Source organism: Sporosarcina ureae DSM 2281, from assembly GCF_000425545.1.
GTDB lineage: Bacteria > Bacillota > Bacilli > Bacillales_A > Planococcaceae > Sporosarcina > Sporosarcina ureae.
Genome location: NZ_AUDQ01000001.1, coordinates 39294 through 57483, shown reverse-complemented (window position 1 = coordinate 57483; position 18190 = coordinate 39294). Strand labels below are relative to the sequence as shown.

Sequence of the window (18190 nt, the reverse complement as noted above, 5' to 3'; positions counted from 1 at the left end):
TATGAACATGTTAATTCAACAAGTGCAAATGGTAAACGAAGAAGGCAAGATCGTCGAAACGGATATTAAAATTGCAGATGGAAAGATTGCGGAAATTGGTAACCAACTAGCAACAGAAGGATTTGAAATAATTGAAGGAAAAGGCTTACTAGTATCACCTGGGTTCATCGATGTACACGTACATTTGCGCGAGCCGGGCGGAGAGCATAAAGAAACAATTGAAACAGGTACTCATTCGGCAGCGAAAGGCGGATATACGACCATTTGTCCAATGCCGAATACGCGTCCAGTACCCGATACAAAAGAAAACCTTGAAAAGATCAACACATTAATTAAAGCCAATGCTAAAATTCGTGTACTCCCTTATGCGTCGATCACGATCAGAGAAGCGGGAAAAGAACGCACTAATCTATCTGAATTAAAAGAACACGGTGCATTCGCGTTCACGGATGACGGTGTAGGTGTACAAGAAGCGGGTATGATGTACGAAGCGATGCAGGATGCAGCGAAGATCGATATGGCTATAGTGGCGCACTGCGAAGACAATACATTAATCTATGGAGGCGCAATGCACGAAGGAAAACGTAATAAAGAACTTGGCTTACCGGGAATTCCTTCCATTGCAGAATCAGTACATATTGCACGTGATATTTTACTAGCGGAAGCCGCGGGCGCGCATTATCACGTATGTCACGTCAGCACGAAAGAATCGGTTCGCGTAATCCGCGACGCAAAAAGAGCTGGTATTCATGTAACAGGAGAAGTCAGCCCTCACCACTTGTTGTTGACAGAAGATGATGTGCCTGGAGACGATGCGGACTGGAAGATGAATCCTCCGCTACGTGCCATCGAAGATCGCGAGGCATTGCGCGAAGGTTTAATGGATGGCACATTGGATTGTATCGCAACTGACCACGCACCGCATACAGCAGATGAAAAAGCAGTTGGTATTGCAAAAGCACCATTTGGTATCACAGGATTTGAAACAGCATTTCCTTTACTATATACAAACTTCGTCAAGCCAGGATACTGGACGCTCAAACAACTTCTTGACTGGATGACAGTAAAGCCTGCAGAAGTCTTTAACTTGCCTTACGGTAAGCTTGAAGTAGGTGCTGAAGCAGATTTAGTATTACTTGATCTGGAAAAGCAACAAACAATCGACCGTACTACATTTGTTTCAAAAGGTAAGAACACACCATTTGACGGAGTAGAATGCGCCGGATGGCCTGTAATGACAATTTTCGGTGGAAACATCGTATGGAAGGATGGTCAATGATGACAAAGAGATACTTAGTATTGGAAGATGGCTCTGTTTTTGAAGGGAAAGCATTTGGAGCAAATTGTGCTTCAATAGGAGAAGCAGTATTTGCAACCGGTATGACAGGATATCAGGAGACGATTTCAAATCCTTCGGGTTGTGGACAAATTGTCGTGATGACCTATCCGCTGATCGGTAATTACGGTATTAACCGAGATGATTATGAGTCCATAGATTTAGCAATCAATGGCTTAGTCATTAGAGAATTAGCGGAAGAGCCTTCGAATTTCCGTAGTGGCATGTCACTAGGAGACTTGCTTATATTAAAAGGGATTCCAGGAATTCAGGAAATTGATACTCGCAAACTAACACGTCTATTACGTGATAAAGGTTCTTTACGAGGTAAATTAACTGCTGCTGGAGATGACATCGATACCGATGCAACGGTTGCAGAACTTCAACAATATGAATTGCCAACGGATTTAGTAGCGAAAGTATCTACCAAACGCCCATATCCAAGCCCGGGCTTAGGCAAGCGTGTCGTCGTCATCGACTATGGCATTAAACATGGCATTTTGCGTGAATTAAATAAGAAGGACTGCGACGTTATAGTCGTACCTCATGATACATCAGCAAAAGAAATTTTAGCGTTGTTCCCAGACGGTATTTTATTATCAAACGGACCAGGAAATCCTGAAGACGTAGAAGGTGCAGTTGAAACAATAAAGGAATTAATGGGTAAGAAGCCGATCTTCGGTATCGGACTAGGCCATCAATTATTCGCACTGGCATGCGGTGCTAAAACGGCAAAGATGAAGAACAGCCATATTGGTGGAAATTATCCGGTAAAAGACTTGAATACGAATCGTACCGATTTGACATCACAAAGTCATGGATATGAAGTACTTAAAGACTCTTTAGCGGGAACAGGTCTTGAAGTGACACATATAGCATTGAATGACAATTGTATTGAAGGGCTTCGAAGTGAGAAATTGGAAGCATTCACTGTTCAGTTCCACCCGGAAGCATCACCAGGACCACAAGATTCTAGCTATATATTCGAACGTTTCATTCAATTGATGACTGCAAGCAACAGAAAGGAGAATACTAATGCCTAAACGTACTGACATAAAATCCATCCTCGTGATCGGTTCAGGTCCTATTGTAATTGGACAAGCAGCAGAATTTGACTATGCAGGTACACAAGCCTGTTTATCCCTTAAAGAAGAAGGTTACCGAGTTATTCTGATCAACTCAAACCCTGCAACTATTATGACGGATACTGAGATGGCAGATAAAGTGTATATTGAACCCATCACACTTGAATTCGTTAGCCGTATTATTCGTAAAGAACGACCGGATGCACTACTTGCGACATTAGGTGGACAAACTGGTTTAAACATGGCGATTGAATTGCATGAATCAGGGATTCTGGATGAACTAGGAATTGAGATTTTGGGTACAAAGCTGGACGCAATCCATAAAGCAGAAGACCGTGATTTATTCCGTACACTAATGAATGAAATGGGTGAACCTGTTCCGGACAGTGATATCATCCATAATATTGATGAGGCCTACGCGTTCGTTAATAAGATTGGTTATCCAGTTATCGTTCGACCTGCGTTCACGCTAGGTGGAACGGGAGGGGGAATATGCCACAATGATGAAGACTTAGAAGAAATTGTAGCAAGTGGTTTGAAATACAGCCCTGTTACACAGTGTCTTCTAGAGAAATCCATCGCAGGTTTCAAAGAAATCGAATATGAAGTAATGCGTGACTCTGCGGATAATGCGATCGTCGTGTGTAATATGGAAAACGTGGATGCTGTAGGTATCCATACAGGTGACTCTATCGTAACGGCACCATGCCAAACATTGACAGACCGTGAAAACCAGATGCTACGTAATGTTTCATTAAACATCATTCGTGAGTTGAAAATCGAAGGTGGCTGTAACGTACAGTTAGCACTGGATCCACATAGCTTTGATTATTACATTATCGAAGTAAATCCGCGTGTCAGTCGATCATCTGCATTAGCTTCCAAAGCAACGGGTTATCCAATCGCGAAACTTGCAGCAAAAATTGCTGTCGGTTTGACGCTAGATGAAATGATGAATCCGGTAACAGGTAATACGTATGCTTGCTTCGAGCCGACACTGGACTATGTAGTAACGAAAATTCCCCGTTGGCCTTTCGATAAGTTCGAATCGGCGAAGCGTAACTTGGGTACACAGATGAAAGCAACAGGTGAAGTAATGGCAATGGGCCGTACATTTGAAGAGTCCATCATGAAGGCTGTACGTTCATTGGAAACAGGACAATTCGATTTGTCACTTCCTGGTGGTAGTGAAATGTCCGACGAATGGATCGAAAAACGTATTCGCAAAGCAGGCGATGAGCGACTGTTCTTCATCGGAGAAGCACTGCGTCGTGGTGTGACAATCGAAACTCTACATGCATGGAGCGCCATTGATTTATTCTTCTTGCGCAAATTTGAAAATATCGTTCGGTATGAAGAAACATTGAAAGACCATCCATATGATAAAGCAATCGGTTATAAAGCAAAACGTCTTGGATTCCCGGATGCTACGATTGCCAAGCTTTGGAATACAACCGATCGTGAAGTATATGAGTGGAGACAAGAGCAAGGATTGGTTCCGGTGTATAAGAAAGTGGATACGTGTGCAGGTGAATATGAATCCGATACTCCATACTTCTATGGTACGTATGAAGATGAAAATGAATCTGTAAGAACGGATAAGAAGAGTGTGATCGTCCTAGGTTCAGGCCCAATCCGCATTGGACAAGGGGTAGAGTTCGATTATGCAACAGTACACTGTGTATGGGCTATACAGCAATCAGGTTATGAAGCGATCATCGTCAATAACAATCCTGAAACAGTTTCGACCGACTTTTCAATATCTGATAAGTTGTACTTCGAACCGTTAACCATTGAAGATGTTATGCATATAGTGGACCTTGAGCAACCAGAAGGAGTTATCGTCCAGTTTGGTGGCCAGACAGCGATCAACTTAGCGGATGAATTGGAAGCACGCGGAGTGAAAATTCTTGGTACATCACTTGATGATATCGACCGTGCGGAAAATCGTGATAAGTTCGAGAGTGCTTTGCATGAAATCGGTGTACCACAGCCACTTGGAAAGACCGCTTTATCAGTTCCAGAAGCAGTCGTTATCGCAACAGAAATTGGTTATCCAGTCCTAGTCCGTCCGTCGTATGTATTAGGTGGCCGTGCAATGGAAATCGTCTACTATGAAGAGGAATTACTTCAATACATGGAAAACGCGGTAAAAGCTAGCCCTGAACATCCGGTACTGATCGACCGTTACTTAACAGGAACGGAAATCGAAGTTGATGCAATTTGTGACGGAGAAACAGTATTAATACCTGGCATCATGGAGCATATCGAGCGTGCAGGCGTTCACTCGGGTGATTCGATTGCGGTCTATCCTCCACAAAACCTGTCACAGTCTATGATTGAAACGATTGCGGACTATACGAAACGTTTGGCTCTCGGGCTCAAAATACGTGGGCTAATGAATATCCAGTTCGTTATTTCAGAAGGACAAGTTTACGTAATCGAAGTAAACCCACGATCAAGCCGTACGGTACCATTCTTAAGCAAAATCACGAATATCCCGATGGCGAATGTGGCAACACAAGCGATCTTAGGTAAATCTATTTTGGAACAAGGCTATGCTGATGGACTTGCACAAGCACCAGCAGGCGTCTATGTCAAAGTACCAGTCTTCTCTTTCGCGAAGCTTCGTCGTGTAGACATTACACTCGGGCCTGAAATGAAGTCAACAGGTGAAGTAATGGGGAAAGATGTAACATTGGAAAAGGCGTTGTACAAAGGCTTAGTAGCCGCTGGAATGGAAGTGAAAGAATACGGTACCGTGTTAATGACAGTTTCCGATAAAGATAAAGAAGAAATTGTAGATATCGCGAAACGTTTCATTGAAACAGGATATCGCATTATGGCAACAGAAGGTACTGCTAAGGCACTTGAAGCAGAAAATATCGAAGTGAAAACAGTAGGTAAAATAGGCACAGAAGGTCCGACGTTGATCGATGTTATCCAAAAAGGCCAAGCGCAATTGGTCATCAACACATTGACTAAAGGGAAACAACCGGCACGTGATGGCTTTAGAATTCGCCGCGAAACAGTAGAAAATGGTGTTCCTTGCTTAACTTCAATTGATACAGCAGCAGCTATGTTATCCGTCATCGAGTCCATGACGTTCCAGACGGATGCAATGCCAAAGCCGCAGGTGGTTCAATGATCATCCAAGATTTGATGATTGTCGCATCGCAGCAGGAAATAGCGAAAAATATTTTTGAGATGAAGTTGACAGGCAAGTTGGTCGGAGAAATTACTTCTCCGGGCCAGTTTGTCCACATCAGGGTGTCGGATTCATTTGAACCGTTATTGCGACGTCCGATTTCAATAGCTGAAATTAGTCCTGAGAAAAATGAAATGACCATCATCTATCGCGCAGAGGGACGAGGCACTTCGCTTTTGTCCGAAAAACGTGAGGGAGATGTGGTGAATGTACTAGGACCTCTAGGAAACGGTTTCCCCGTTGAAGAAACTTCGGCTGGTCAAACAGCCGTATTGATTGGTGGCGGGATCGGTGTGCCTCCACTCTATGAGCTTTCAAAACAGCTAACTGCAAACGGAGTGAACTGTATTCATATACTTGGTTTCGAATCGGATCAAGTTGTTTTCTATGAAGAAGAATTTGCTGCTTTAGGCGAAACATATATAGCTACAGTGGATGGCAGTAACGGTACACAAGGATTTGTTACGAACGTCATGAGTGAAATATCTGATGACTTCGAAACATTTTACAGTTGTGGACCTATGCCAATGCTTGATGCCGTGCAAAAAGCGTATGTGCATAAAAAAGGATTCCTATCTTTTGAACAACGTATGGGTTGCGGTATAGGGGCTTGTTTTGCATGCGTTTGTCATACGAATGAAAATGCGACAGATCAAGCATATGTCAAAGTATGTTCGGATGGGCCAGTATTTCCAGCAGGGGTGGTGCAAATATGAATAGATTAGCGATGACGTTGCCAGGACTTGAATTGAAAAATCCGATTATGCCTGCATCGGGCTGTTTCGGTTTTGGTAAAGAGTACGGTAATCTGTACGATTTGTCCCAGCTCGGGGCGATCATGATTAAAGCGACTACAGAAGAAACGCGATATGGTAACCCGACACCACGAGTAGCGGAAACGTCTTCGGGTATGTTGAATGCGATTGGTCTTCAAAACCCTGGGCTACAAGGCGTGCTGAATAATGAATTACCATGGTTAGAGAAGTTCGATGTTCCGATCATTGCAAACGTCGCAGGATCTGAAACTGCAGATTACGTGGAAGTAGCGAAACAAATTTCAAAAGCGCCAAATGTTCATGCGCTCGAATTAAATATCTCTTGTCCAAACGTCAAATGTGGGGGAATCTTGTTTGGCACAGATCCTGAAATAGCAAAAGAACTAACAGCGGCTGTCAAAGCAGTTTCTTCTGTACCTGTTTATGTGAAACTGTCACCAAATGTCACGGATATTAAAGCGATGGCATTGGCGGTAGAAGCAGGTGGAGCAGATGGCATTACGATGATTAATACATTGGTCGGCATGCGCCTGGATGAAAGAACAGGTAAGCCGGTTATTGCGAATAAAACGGGGGGCTTGTCTGGCCCAGCGATTAAGCCAGTCGCAATTCGCATGGTCTACGAAGTAAGCCAAGTCGTTACTATTCCAATCATTGGAATGGGTGGCGTTACGTGTGTACAAGATGTTGTAGATTTCATGTCTGCCGGTGCAAGTGCAGTAGCAGTTGGCACTGCCAATTTCGTAGATCCGTTTGTATGTCCAACTATTATTGAGCAGTTGCCTGCAAGATTGGATGAGCTGGGAATTGATCATATATCTGAATTAGTCGGAAGGAGTCATCGCATATGAACCGCTCTCCAATTATTGCGTTAGATTTTAATTCAGCTGAAAAGACATTCGAATTCCTGAAAGCATTCGATCAGTCGGTCAATGTAAAAGTAGGAATGGAGCTGTATTATAAAGAAGGACCTGCTATGATTGCCCGATTGAAAGAAGAAGGATATTCCATCTTCTTAGACTTGAAGTTGCATGATATTCCAAATACGGTTAAATCCGCAATGAAAGTATTGGCTTCACTTGAGGTGGATATGATCAATGTTCATGCGGCTGGCGGCAAAGCGATGATGGAAGCAGCGCTTGAAGGACTTGAGGCGGGAACTGCTGTAGGTGTTCAGCGTCCTGCATTAATTGCGGTGACTCAACTGACATCAACGGACGACCGTCAAGTGAAAGAAGAACAATTAATCAGTGTACCGCTTCGTGAATCAGTGGAGCAGTACGCGAAATTGGCTTCATCCGCACAGTTGGATGGCGTGGTTTGTTCGGTACAGGAAGCTAAAATCATTGAAGAAGTGTGCGGCAAAGATTTCTTCAAAGTAACACCTGGTATTCGCTTGGCGCAAGGTGATGTCCACGATCAGAAGCGAGTGGCAACTCCGGCGAAAGCAAAGCAGGAAGGTTCTACACATATCGTAGTGGGCCGTGCGATTACAGGCGCGGATAATCCGCTTGAAGCATATCAACATGTAAAGACATTGTGGGAGGGAATTACTTCATGACAAGAGAAAAAGAAGTTGCACACATCCTATTAAATGTAGGAGCAGTAGCAATCAATCCAGAAGAGCCGTTCATATGGGCGTCAGGAATCGAGTCACCTATCTACTGTGATAACCGCTTAACAATGGCAGATCCGGTAGGGCGTAAAGAAATTGCAGAAGGGCTTGCGGCATTGATCCGCGTTCATTATCCTGAAACTACAGTAATTGCTGGAACTGCGACAGCAGGTATTCCGCACGCAGCATGGGTTGCGGATATTCTGAAATTGCCGATGGTCTATATTCGATCTACTGCTAAGGCACATGGTAAGAGCCGTCAAATTGAGGGTAAAATTGAGCAGAATGCGAAGGCGGTTATTATTGAAGATTTAATTTCGACAGGCGGAAGCAGCTTGAATGCAGCGAATGCGTTGATTGCTGAGGACGTGGAAGTATGCGGAATCGTCTCGATCTTTACATATGAATTACAGAAAGCGGATGAGAAGTTTGCGGAAGCGAATCTTTCTTATCGTAGCTTGACAAACTTTGCGGCGCTTGCTGAAGTCGCGAAGGAAGAAGGCGCGGTTAAGGAAGAGTCTATGAATGAATTGATGGAATGGCATACGAAGTTGAAGTTAGGTACGCTGTAAGTAAGTAAGTAAGTAAGTAAGTAAGTAAGTAAGTAAGTGGGAGGGCAACGTTAATCGACGTTCCAGGCATGGGCCGGCGGTGAGCCAACTAGGTCGCAAGCTCCCTTCAGTTGTCTCCCTTGTCGAGCTGATCCATCGGGAGCCGCCTCCCACTTACGATCAACTGGTGTCGTTTTCTACTATTGAAAGCTGAAGTATTGCTTATAGAAGAAAAATAGCTGACCACTTCATTTACAATGAAAGTGGTCAGCTATTTTAAATATGCACTGATTTTATTTCCGTAACTTACGTACTAAATCTTCTTCAGGTGTAACGAACACGGTCTTCTGTTCAAAGTAGATGACGAAGCCTGGCTTTGCGCCTGAAGGCTTTTTGACGTGACGAATTTGTGTGTAATCAACTGGTACGGAAGATGATTCACGGGCTTTACTGAAGTACGCGGAGAGTCCCGCTGCTTCTTCGATTGTTTGAGCGTCTGGGTCGGTGTCGTGAATGACGACGTGTGAGCCAGGTATGTCTTTTGTGTGAAGCCATAGGTGGTCCCGAGCCGCCAATTTAAATGTCAAGTAGTCATTTTGTTTGTTGTTTTTCCCTACTGAGATCGGAATGCCTGTAGAAGATACAAATTCCTCCGGTTTAGGTTTCTTCAGTTTTACTTTCTTTTTACCTCTACGGGCACGCATGAATCCTAGTTCTACTAATTCTTGACGTATTTCTTCTATATCGATTGGAGAAGCTTGGTATACTTGCTGTCTGACCATTTCGAAGTATTCGATGTCGTCCTTGGTTTTTTCAAGTTGTTCCGCAATCCGAATAAGTGCTGTCTTTGCTTTTGAGTAACGCGAGAAGTAGCGTTGTGCGTTATCAATTGGTGATTTTCTTGGGTCGAGTGGAATGGTGACGGTTGTGCCTTGTTCGTAATAGTTTTCTACAGTCACTTCTTTATCGCCTTTATGCAGCATGTAGCTGTTCGCGGTTAATAGTTCACCGTATAATTTCAACGTATCCAAGTCTTGCGCAGTTTGTTGTTCTTTTTGCAATTTCTTTGTTTTGTTTTCCAGTTTGGCAATCTCATTTGACAACCAACGTTCTAGATCGACGGCCTGGGATTTTACACGTTCCCGTTCTGCTCTGGCAAAATAAACTTTGTCGAGTAATTCAGCTAAAGTGGAAAACGATTGTGTTGTTCCTTTTGCATGTGTTAATTCTAAGGCGGAAAACAAAGTTTTTCTATCGTTTTCTACGACAGTCGGTTTCATTGTATCCCGACTGAAACTCTCGAGAAATGTTCGCCACACAGTAAATGATAGGTCGTTGTCCTCTAAACGGTATAATAATTCCGCAGCTGTTACTGGAGAAAAGCCTGCAAATTGTTTTACTACATCTTTCGGTTCTTGCAGTGCACCTACTATTGTATTGAATTCTACTTCGGTTACGTTGAACGGATCCAATTTATCTTGTGGTGGTGCCGGAATATAAGGTTGTCCAGGTAAAACAGTACGGTAACTGTTAACGGAAGGCGGTAAATGTTTCATGCTGTCAATAATCATATCGCGTGAAGCATCTAGTAAAATTAAGTTACTGTGACGCCCCATGATTTCAATGACTAGCTTCCGTTCAATTTGATCACCCAATTCGTTTCGAGCCTGGACGTGGATATTCACAATCCTGTCATTCTCATGCTGTTCAATCGAAGTAATCATTCCGCCTTCAAGTTGTTTGCGTAATACCATACAAAACAAAGGTGGCTCAGGAGGGTTCGTTAACACTTCATCAGTCAATTGCAATCGTGAAAATGAAGGATGTAGCGATACTAATAATTTATGATTTTTATTATTAGCGCGGATTTGAAAAATGATTTCCTGTGAATTCGGCTGATGAACCTTCGAAATCCGACCAGTCTTCAGTTGTTGCAGTTCGCTTACTATTGCTTTCGTAAATAAACCATCAAATGCCATACGGATTCCTCTTTCATTTCGTTTTGTTCCATTTTAGCACTCATCGTATGATTATGGTATAATATGAACAGATTGCACACATGGACCTCTTCAGTTTAACGATAAACTTCTAGTATTTTCTTGACTTTCTTGTTAAAGTTAAATGTTAGGAAGCGTTACTAGTTGATTGGAGCGTAAGGCGACTCCTAGGGAAGCGGCTCAAGACCATGACCCCTGGAAAGCGTCCGCCTGAAGCGCAAATCAACGGTGCGTAACAGGTATGATGTGCTAATGAATACATAACAAAGAGGGATTACATGTACAAACATCGAGGACTCCTAATCGTCCTTTCTGGTCCATCCGGCGTCGGAAAAGGAACCGTACGAAAAGAACTATTTTCAAGTCCGGACACCAACTACGAATACTCTATATCCATGACGACAAGAAACCCGCGTGAAGGGGAAGTTGACGGCGTTGACTACTTCTTCCGTTCGAAACAAGTATTCGAAGAAATGATCGCAGAAGGAAAGCTTCTCGAATACGCAGAGTATGTAGGGAACTACTACGGAACGCCACTCGACTATGTCAACGCAACACTCGATGCTGGGCGTGACGTATTCCTTGAAATTGAAGTAGTCGGTGCAGCACAAGTGCGTGAAAAAGTACCAAACGGTCTGTTTATTTTCCTTGCGCCTCCAAGTTTAAGTGACCTGGAAACTCGTTTGATCGGAAGAGGTACAGAAGCATCTGACATCATTGCAGATCGCGTATTAAAGGCAAGAGAAGAACTCGAAATGATGCATCTGTACGATTATGTAGTAGAGAACGACGAGGTCTCCAAAGCATGTGATCGGATCAATGCGATTGTTACGGCAGAGCATTGCAGAAGAGAACGTGTGGAAATGAGATACTTACAAATGTTGGAGGGAGAATAAACTATGTTATATCCATCAGTTGATTCACTAAAAGGAAAAGTCGATTCTAAATACACACTGGTTACACTGGCAGCTAAGCGTGCACGTGAACTACAAGAAAAACAGAACGAAACTCTTCATTCATACCGATCAGTAAAAAGTGTTGGTAGAGCCCTTGAAGAAGTAGCGGCAGGTGTCTTGATCAACGCAGCAGCAGATGAATCAATTATTTATGAAGACGAAGTTTGATTTGAAATAAAAAACAACTCCCTTGGAATTCAACCGTTCTCAGGGAGTTTATTATTTTTGGAAAGGAAGAGAGCTTCATGAAGATCGATAATAAAAATATTTTACTCTGCGTAACAGGTGGTATCGCAGTTTATAAAGCTGTTGCACTTGTCAGTAAATTAAGTCAGGCAGGCGCGAATGTGAAAGTCGTGATGACTGATTCAGCGAAAGAGTTTGTTCAGCCATTATCTTTTCAAGTGATGTCACGCAATGATGTATACTTTGATACTTTTGATGAAAAAGATTCTCGCGTCATTGCGCATATTGATTTAGCAGACTGGGCCGATTTAGTGGTCGTGGCGCCTGCTACAGCTAACGTAATCGGCAAGCTTGCAAACGGAATTGCTGACAATATGGTAACGACTATCTTACTTGCAACACAAGCAGACGTTTGGATTGCGCCTGCAATGAATGTACATATGTATACCCATCCCGCTGTTATGCGTAATATTGATCAATTACATGTGGATGGCTATCAGTTTATCGAACCGTCAGAAGGTTTTTTAGCTTGCGGTTATGTAGGTAAGGGGCGCTTAGAAGAGCCTGAAAAAATTACTGAATTAATTAGCCATCACTTTACTAAAGTGTCCTATCAACCTTTAAGGGGAAAAAAAGTTGTCATTACAGCTGGACCGACTCGCGAACGTATAGATCCCGTCCGCTATGTATCCAATTTTTCAAGTGGCAAGATGGGCTATGCAATGGCGGAAGCTGCACAGAAGCTAGGTGCTCATACCGTTCTAATTTCAGGACCGGTCGAACTATCAGTTCCAACAGGTGTTCATGTGATACATGTAGAAAGTGCCGCTGAAATGTTCGATGCTGTAATTAGCCAGTATGATGATGCATCCATTGTAGTAAAATCAGCAGCTGTTGCGGATTATCGGCCAAAAAACATACATGACCAGAAAATGAAGAAAAAAGATGGCGATGATGTACTTGAATTGGAACGGACGACCGACATCTTAAAAACACTTGGGAAGCGCAAAGAAAATCAATTACTCATTGGCTTTGCAGCTGAAACGACAGATGCGATTGGTTATGGCCAGAAGAAATTAGAATCTAAAAATCTGGATTATATCATCGTCAATGATGTCACCGACCCTGGTGGCGGTTTTGGTAGTGATACAAATGTTGTGACATTGCTTTCTAGAGAAGGAGAAGCAATTCCTTTTTCTGCTATGCCAAAAGTGCAACTGGCCGAACAGTTATTTGAAACCATTCTTCAGCAAGAAAGTAGTAAACTGCATGATCGCTGAAGTCATTGTAGATGTAGCAGCTTATCCAATTGACCGGCCATTTGATTATGCGGTTCCTATCGATTGGGAACATGTAATGGAGCCAGGGTTACGGGTCAAAGTTCCTTTTGGTCCACGAAAAGTTGCAGGCTATGTGACGGGGATTAAAGAGGAAAGCGAACTGGATCATAATAAAATCAAACCGATAGCCGAAATTATAGATTTAGAGCCGGTACTATCTGCAGAATTATTAGCATTGTCGAAGTGGATGGCAACGGAAACAATTGCCTATGAAATCGATGCACTGCAAGTCATGTTACCAGCCGCAATGCGTGCCAAATATGAAAAAATCATGACTGTGATCAAACCGGAAGAGCTTGATGACGCGTTCCGCTCATTTTTGGGTAATCGCCAGCAAGTCACATTGAAAGCACTTCAAGATGCGAATTTATTAAATGAAGTAAAGAAATATAATAAATTGGGGATTGTTGAAATTGATACGGCAATCCAACAGAAAACCAAAATGAAAAAAGTGCGAATGATTCATGTGCCAGATGCGAAACAACTGGAAACGGCGTTGGAAGAAGCACATCCAAATGCAAAAAAACAACAAGAACTACTTCGTTGGTTGTTGCTACATCCGACAGAATCCATAGAAGCGAGTAAAATCCTGGATGAATCCGGCGTGACAGCTACTGTTTTGAAGTCACTTGTAGATAAAGAGATAGTAGAACAATCGCAAGTTGAAGTGTACCGTGAATTAGAATCACCCAAAATGCAGGATAGCGGTAAACCAGAACAACTAACAGACGAACAGCAAGTGGCCCTTTCCGCTATTGAACAGTCGAGTAACAAGAACATCCAGGAAACTTTTTTACTTCATGGGATTACGGGTAGTGGTAAGACGGAAGTTTACTTACAGGCTATCGATCACGTGTTGAAGCAAGGGAAAGAAGCGATTGTGTTAGTACCTGAGATCGCCTTGACACCGCAAATGACGGCCCGATTTAAAGGACGGTTTGGAGAATTAGTTGCAGTCTTGCATAGCGGTTTATCCGCTGGCGAAAAATATGATGAATGGCGTAGAATCCATCGTGGTGAAGTGAAAGTTGCGATCGGTGCACGTTCAGCAGTTTTTGCTCCCTTCTCGAATTTGGGATTGCTAATTCTAGATGAAGAACATGAGACAACCTATAAACAAGAAGAATCACCGCGATACCATGCACGAGATGTAGCCATTTGGCGCGCTAATTACTATCAATGTCCGGTTATATTAGGAAGTGCGACACCTTCATTGGAGTCTTATGCTCGAGCTTCCAAAGGTGTATATTCATTATTAACGCTATCAAAACGAGCGAAGAATCAAGCATTGCCGAGTGTTGAAGTAGTGGATATGCGTGAAGAACTTAAAGCAGGAAATCGTTCAATGTTTTCTTTAGCGCTTGCTGAAGGAATTCGTGAACGATTGGTACGAAAAGAACAAATTGTCCTATTGCTTAATAAGCGTGGATTTTCGAGCTTCGTACTCTGTCGTGATTGCGGAACAGTTGTCGAATGTCCAAATTGCGATATTTCATTGACATACCACCGCGCAAGCGAGAGCTTGAAATGCCATTATTGCGGTCATGAAGAGCGAGTACCTTCCGAATGTCCGGAATGTACAAGCGAGCATATTCGGTTTTTCGGGACGGGAACACAAAAAGCGCAAGAAGAATTATATAAATTAGTTCCTGAAGCCCGCGTAATTCGAATGGATATTGATACGACGAATACAAAAGGCGCTCATGAACGTTTGCTATATGATTTTGGTGAAGGTAAAGCAGACATTTTACTTGGAACCCAAATGATAGCCAAGGGACTGGATTTTCCACGGATCACTCTAGTAGGCGTATTGGCAGCCGACACATCCCTTCATTTAGCCGACTTCCGCGCTGCCGAGAAAACATTCCAACTATTGACGCAGGTGAGCGGTAGAGCGGGACGTGATCAACTACCAGGTGAAGTGGTCATTCAGACATATGACCCTGAGCATTACGCGATTGAATTATCTAAAACGCAAAACTATGTTCCTTTTTATGAAATGGAAATGGATAGACGAAGACAACTCGGTTATCCTCCATACTATTATGTGACGGTTGTACAGTTCAGTCATGAAGATGTATTAAAAGCTGCTGACTATGCACATAAAGGTACTGAATTTATCGCGGAGCGTCTATCACAAGGTTCAGTCATTATTGGACCGACAGCCGCTGCTATCAGTCGCCTCAACAATAGATATCGCTATCAAAGTTTGATAAAATACAAACATGAACCCGCACTTATACCGGTTTTGCAGCAACTTTTGAAACACTACAAAACAAGTTGGGCAAAAGACGGTTTGGTCATGTCGATTAACCGTGAACCAACATCGATCTTTTAACCTTCCTTCGAAGAAATGAGGAATTTATTTTGACAATATTAAAAATCGTAACGCACCCATCACCTATTCTCACAACACCATGTGAAGAAGTGACCGTATTTGACGATGAGTTGGGTATCTTACTAGATAATATGCATGAAACGATGATTGAACATGATGGTGTGGGCATTGCAGCTCCCCAAGTTGGCAAATCTATCCGTGTAGCGATTGTAGACTTCGATGAAGAGCAAGAAATTATCGAAATGATCAATCCCGTCGTCACGGCCACTGGAGGATCCGAAGTAGAAGTTGAAGGTTGCTTAAGCTTCCCAGGATTATTCGGAGAAGTAGAGCGTCCTTTCCATGTGCGGATTGAAGCACAAGAACGTGATGGTAAGCTATATGAATTAGAAGCAGAAGGCTATGAAGCACGAGCAATCCTGCATGAAATCGATCACTTGAACGGAGTATTATTCGATAAGAAGATCCAACGTGTCGTTGATCCATCTGAATTCGAAGATGAAGAGGAGGATGACGAATGACAAAAATCATATTCATGGGAACACCTGAATTTTCTGTAGGTGTTTTGACGATGCTATATAGTGAAGGATATGAAATCCTTGCTGTCGTGACTCAACCGGATCGTCCAGTGGGCCGTAAGCGCGTACTGACACCTCCTCCTGTAAAGGAAGAAGCGGTGCGCTTAGGATTGCCTGTCATTCAGCCAGAGAAGCTGAAAGGCTCTGCAGAGTTGCAGGAAATTCTCGACCTACAGCCGGATCTGATAGTGACAGCCGCATTCGGTCAATTGCTTCCGAATGAATTGCTAGAAGCTCCGAAACTCGGTTGTATAAATGTCCATGCTTCTTTATTACCTAACTATCGTGGTGGCGCACCAATTCATCAGGCGGTCATGGATGGCAAGAAAGAAACGGGCGTCACGATCATGTACATGGCGGAGAAACTGGATGCGGGTGATATCATTTCACAAGTCACCACTCCAATTGAAGAAACAGACGATACGGGAACGATGTTTACCAAACTATCAATAGCAGGGACTACATTATTAAAAGAAACGTTACCATCCATTATTGCAGGCACGAATGAGCGTACAGTTCAGGATGAGACGCAAGTGACGTTTGCTAGAAACATCTCAAGAGAGCAGGAACGAATTGACTGGACAAGTTCAGCCAGTTCGATCTATAACCAAGTTCGGGGGTTACACCCTTGGCCTGTCGCATACACAAAATTTGCTGGTGATCAAGTGAAAATTTGGTGGACACAGGTGACCGAACAAATATCGGATGCAACGCCTGGAGAAATTATTGGTCTGGAAAAGGATCGTATTATTGTGCAGACAGGTGAAGGCGCGCTAGCAATTACCGATTTACAACCAGCTGGGAAAAAACGAATGACAGCTACCGTATTCTTAAATGGAATCGGGTCAAAATGGCAAGTGGGAGACAAATTTGAATGACAAATTATAAAAAGAAAATTTGGCGTGGCAATGTACGTGATGCAGCATTATCCATGTTGATGCAAATTGAAGAAGAACAAGCGTATAGTAATTTATTGCTTCATAAAACGATTGAAATCTATGACCTTCAGCCAAAAGACCGCGCATTATTGACGGAAATAACATACGGTACACTACAACAACAAATGACACTGGATTATTATTTAGCACCATTTGTTAGAGGGAAGCTACAACCATGGGTACGTCAGCTACTTAGACTATCCGTTTATCAAATCATTTACTTATCTAAAATTCCTGAGCATGCCGTTGTCAATGAAGCAGTAAAAATTGCCAATAAACGTGGACATAAAGGTGTTTCATCCATGGTCAATGGAATTTTACGCTCGATTTTGCGTGAAGGTGTACCTTCTTTAGATGAAATTGAAGATCCTATCACTCGTTTGTCTATAGAGACAAGTCACCCTGAATGGTTAATCCGAAGATGGATAGAGCAATACGGCATGGAAGAAGCTACGGCTGCGGCAGTTGTCAACAATCAACCTCCGATCACAACCGCGCGAATCAATAGAACGAAAACCAATATTGGTGAAGTAATCGGCTTGCTGAAGAAAGAAGGGATTACTGCAATAGCCGGTACTCTTTCTGACAGCAGTATCCAAGTGGAGTCAGGTAACCTTGCTTCTACAGAAGTGTTTAAACAAGGTTTGTTGACAATTCAGGATGAGAGCTCTATGCTTCCAGCTATCGCATTACAAGTGGAACCAGGTATGCGCGTATTGGATATGTGTGCAGCACCTGGCGGTAAAACCACTCATATCGCAGAACGTATGAAAAATGAAGGAGAAATTCAAGCACATGATCTGCACCCTCATAAATTACGTTTAATTGATCAAAATGCAGAGCGTCTCGGATTGACTTCCATCCATACAAATAGTGGGGATAGCAGAGAGTTATTGAAAACCTATGAACCTCAATCTTTTGACCGAGTGTTAGTAGATGCGCCATGTAGTGGATTAGGGGTCATTCGCAGAAAGCCTGAGATTAAATATAAAAAAACGATACAAGATATTGAAAAACTAACAGTCATTCAAAAAGAACTACTCGAAGTTGCCTGTCAGTTGGTGAAAAAAGACGGTATCTTAGTTTATAGTACATGCACGATTGATAAATCGGAGAACGAGGAGATTGTTGAATGGTTCTTGAAAGAGCAGCCAGACTTTGCACTCGTTCCACTTCATATTCTTGAAAGTGACAGTGAGCAACGCCATTTGCAAATATTACCGCACGACTATCAAAGTGACGGTTTCTTTGTAGCGACGTTACAAAGAATCAACTAACCTGACCAA

15 protein-coding genes are annotated in these 18190 nt (G+C 42.8%); 14 read left to right on the top strand and 1 reads right to left on the bottom strand.

The window, feature by feature from the left end; all coding sequences use genetic code 11:
- Position 1: 1 nt before the first annotated feature.
- The 7 genes from H605_RS0100275 to pyrE are packed head-to-tail and all read left to right on the top strand — an operon-like array spanning position 2 to position 8592.
- A complete protein-coding gene (locus H605_RS0100275) occupies positions 2-1279 on the top strand; it encodes a dihydroorotase (protein ID WP_029052354.1) in 1278 nt (425 codons plus the stop codon).
- Positions 1279-2379, top strand: coding sequence for a carbamoyl phosphate synthase small subunit (locus tag H605_RS0100270; protein WP_029052353.1), 1101 nt, complete (start codon positions 1279-1281; stop codon positions 2377-2379). The genes H605_RS0100275 and H605_RS0100270 overlap by 1 nt, the downstream gene beginning before the upstream one ends.
- Positions 2372-5569, top strand: a complete 3198-nt coding sequence (carB, locus tag H605_RS0100265; RefSeq protein ID WP_029052352.1) for a carbamoyl-phosphate synthase large subunit — start codon at positions 2372-2374, stop codon at positions 5567-5569. The genes H605_RS0100270 and carB overlap by 8 nt, the downstream gene beginning before the upstream one ends.
- A complete protein-coding gene (locus tag H605_RS0100260; protein WP_037561310.1) occupies positions 5566-6345 on the top strand; it encodes a dihydroorotate dehydrogenase electron transfer subunit in 780 nt (259 codons plus the stop codon). Before carB ends, H605_RS0100260 begins: the two co-directional genes overlap by 4 nt.
- Positions 6342-7256 carry a dihydroorotate dehydrogenase gene (locus H605_RS0100255; protein WP_029052350.1) on the top strand — a complete coding sequence of 305 codons (915 nt, stop codon included), beginning with the start codon at positions 6342-6344 and terminating at the stop codon, positions 7254-7256. The genes H605_RS0100260 and H605_RS0100255 overlap by 4 nt, the downstream gene beginning before the upstream one ends.
- A complete protein-coding gene (pyrF, locus tag H605_RS0100250) occupies positions 7253-7966 on the top strand; it encodes an orotidine-5'-phosphate decarboxylase (protein WP_029052349.1) in 714 nt (237 codons plus the stop codon). Before H605_RS0100255 ends, pyrF begins: the two co-directional genes overlap by 4 nt.
- Entirely contained in the window at positions 7963-8592 is a 630-nt protein-coding gene (gene pyrE / locus H605_RS0100245) for an orotate phosphoribosyltransferase (protein ID WP_029052348.1), read from the top strand. Before pyrF ends, pyrE begins: the two co-directional genes overlap by 4 nt.
- A gap of 272 nt (positions 8593-8864) precedes the next feature.
- Here pyrE and H605_RS0100240 read toward each other — a convergent pair whose 3' ends face one another.
- Complete coding sequence (locus tag H605_RS0100240) at positions 8865-10550, bottom strand: Rqc2 family fibronectin-binding protein (RefSeq protein ID WP_029052347.1); 1686 nt, start codon at positions 10548-10550, stop codon at positions 8865-8867.
- A 296-nt stretch (positions 10551-10846) separates the two neighbouring features.
- On the opposite strand from H605_RS0100240, the gene gmk reads away from it, so the two are divergent.
- The 7 genes from gmk (at position 10847) to rsmB (ending at position 18181) form a co-directional block, all read left to right on the top strand.
- Complete coding sequence (gene gmk, locus H605_RS0100235) at positions 10847-11464, top strand: guanylate kinase (RefSeq protein WP_029052346.1); 618 nt, start codon at positions 10847-10849, stop codon at positions 11462-11464.
- A 3-nt stretch (positions 11465-11467) separates the two neighbouring features.
- Positions 11468-11692 (top strand): DNA-directed RNA polymerase subunit omega, encoded by a 225-nt coding sequence (gene rpoZ / locus H605_RS0100230; RefSeq protein ID WP_029052345.1) that lies wholly within the window; start codon positions 11468-11470, stop codon positions 11690-11692.
- A 77-nt stretch (positions 11693-11769) separates the two neighbouring features.
- Complete coding sequence (coaBC, locus tag H605_RS0100225; protein WP_037561309.1) at positions 11770-12990, top strand: bifunctional phosphopantothenoylcysteine decarboxylase/phosphopantothenate--cysteine ligase CoaBC; 1221 nt, start codon at positions 11770-11772, stop codon at positions 12988-12990.
- Positions 12980-15388, top strand: coding sequence for a primosomal protein N' (gene priA / locus H605_RS0100220; protein WP_029052343.1), 2409 nt, complete (start codon positions 12980-12982; stop codon positions 15386-15388). Before coaBC ends, priA begins: the two co-directional genes overlap by 11 nt.
- A gap of 29 nt (positions 15389-15417) precedes the next feature.
- Positions 15418-15909 (top strand): peptide deformylase, encoded by a 492-nt coding sequence (gene def, locus H605_RS0100215; protein WP_029052342.1) that lies wholly within the window; start codon positions 15418-15420, stop codon positions 15907-15909.
- Entirely contained in the window at positions 15906-16844 is a 939-nt protein-coding gene (gene fmt / locus H605_RS0100210; protein WP_029052341.1) for a methionyl-tRNA formyltransferase, read from the top strand. Before def ends, fmt begins: the two co-directional genes overlap by 4 nt.
- Positions 16841-18181: a 16S rRNA (cytosine(967)-C(5))-methyltransferase RsmB gene (gene rsmB, locus H605_RS0100205; protein ID WP_029052340.1), complete on the top strand. Its 1341-nt coding sequence runs from the start codon at positions 16841-16843 to the stop codon at positions 18179-18181. The genes fmt and rsmB overlap by 4 nt, the downstream gene beginning before the upstream one ends.
- The last annotated feature ends 9 nt before the right edge of the window (positions 18182-18190 follow it).

Excerpts from the sequence above, each read along its gene's own strand:
- H605_RS0100275 (WP_029052354.1), top strand. The coding sequence starts at position 2 with ATGAACATGTTAATTCAACAAGTGCAAATGGTAAACGAAGAAGGCAAG.
- H605_RS0100270 (WP_029052353.1), top strand. The coding sequence starts at position 1,279 with ATGACAAAGAGATACTTAGTATTGGAAGATGGCTCTGTTTTTGAAGGG.
- carB (WP_029052352.1), top strand. The coding sequence starts at position 2,372 with ATGCCTAAACGTACTGACATAAAATCCATCCTCGTGATCGGTTCAGGT.
- H605_RS0100260 (WP_037561310.1), top strand. The coding sequence starts at position 5,566 with ATGATCATCCAAGATTTGATGATTGTCGCATCGCAGCAGGAAATAGCG.
- H605_RS0100255 (WP_029052350.1), top strand. The coding sequence starts at position 6,342 with ATGAATAGATTAGCGATGACGTTGCCAGGACTTGAATTGAAAAATCCG.
- pyrF (WP_029052349.1), top strand. The coding sequence starts at position 7,253 with ATGAACCGCTCTCCAATTATTGCGTTAGATTTTAATTCAGCTGAAAAG.
- pyrE (WP_029052348.1), top strand. The coding sequence starts at position 7,963 with ATGACAAGAGAAAAAGAAGTTGCACACATCCTATTAAATGTAGGAGCA.
- H605_RS0100240 (WP_029052347.1), bottom strand. The coding sequence starts at position 10,550 with ATGGCATTTGATGGTTTATTTACGAAAGCAATAGTAAGCGAACTGCAA.
- gmk (WP_029052346.1), top strand. The coding sequence starts at position 10,847 with ATGTACAAACATCGAGGACTCCTAATCGTCCTTTCTGGTCCATCCGGC.
- rpoZ (WP_029052345.1), top strand. The coding sequence starts at position 11,468 with ATGTTATATCCATCAGTTGATTCACTAAAAGGAAAAGTCGATTCTAAA.
- coaBC (WP_037561309.1), top strand. The coding sequence starts at position 11,770 with ATGAAGATCGATAATAAAAATATTTTACTCTGCGTAACAGGTGGTATC.
- priA (WP_029052343.1), top strand. The coding sequence starts at position 12,980 with ATGATCGCTGAAGTCATTGTAGATGTAGCAGCTTATCCAATTGACCGG.
- fmt (WP_029052341.1), top strand. The coding sequence starts at position 15,906 with ATGACAAAAATCATATTCATGGGAACACCTGAATTTTCTGTAGGTGTT.
- rsmB (WP_029052340.1), top strand. The coding sequence starts at position 16,841 with ATGACAAATTATAAAAAGAAAATTTGGCGTGGCAATGTACGTGATGCA.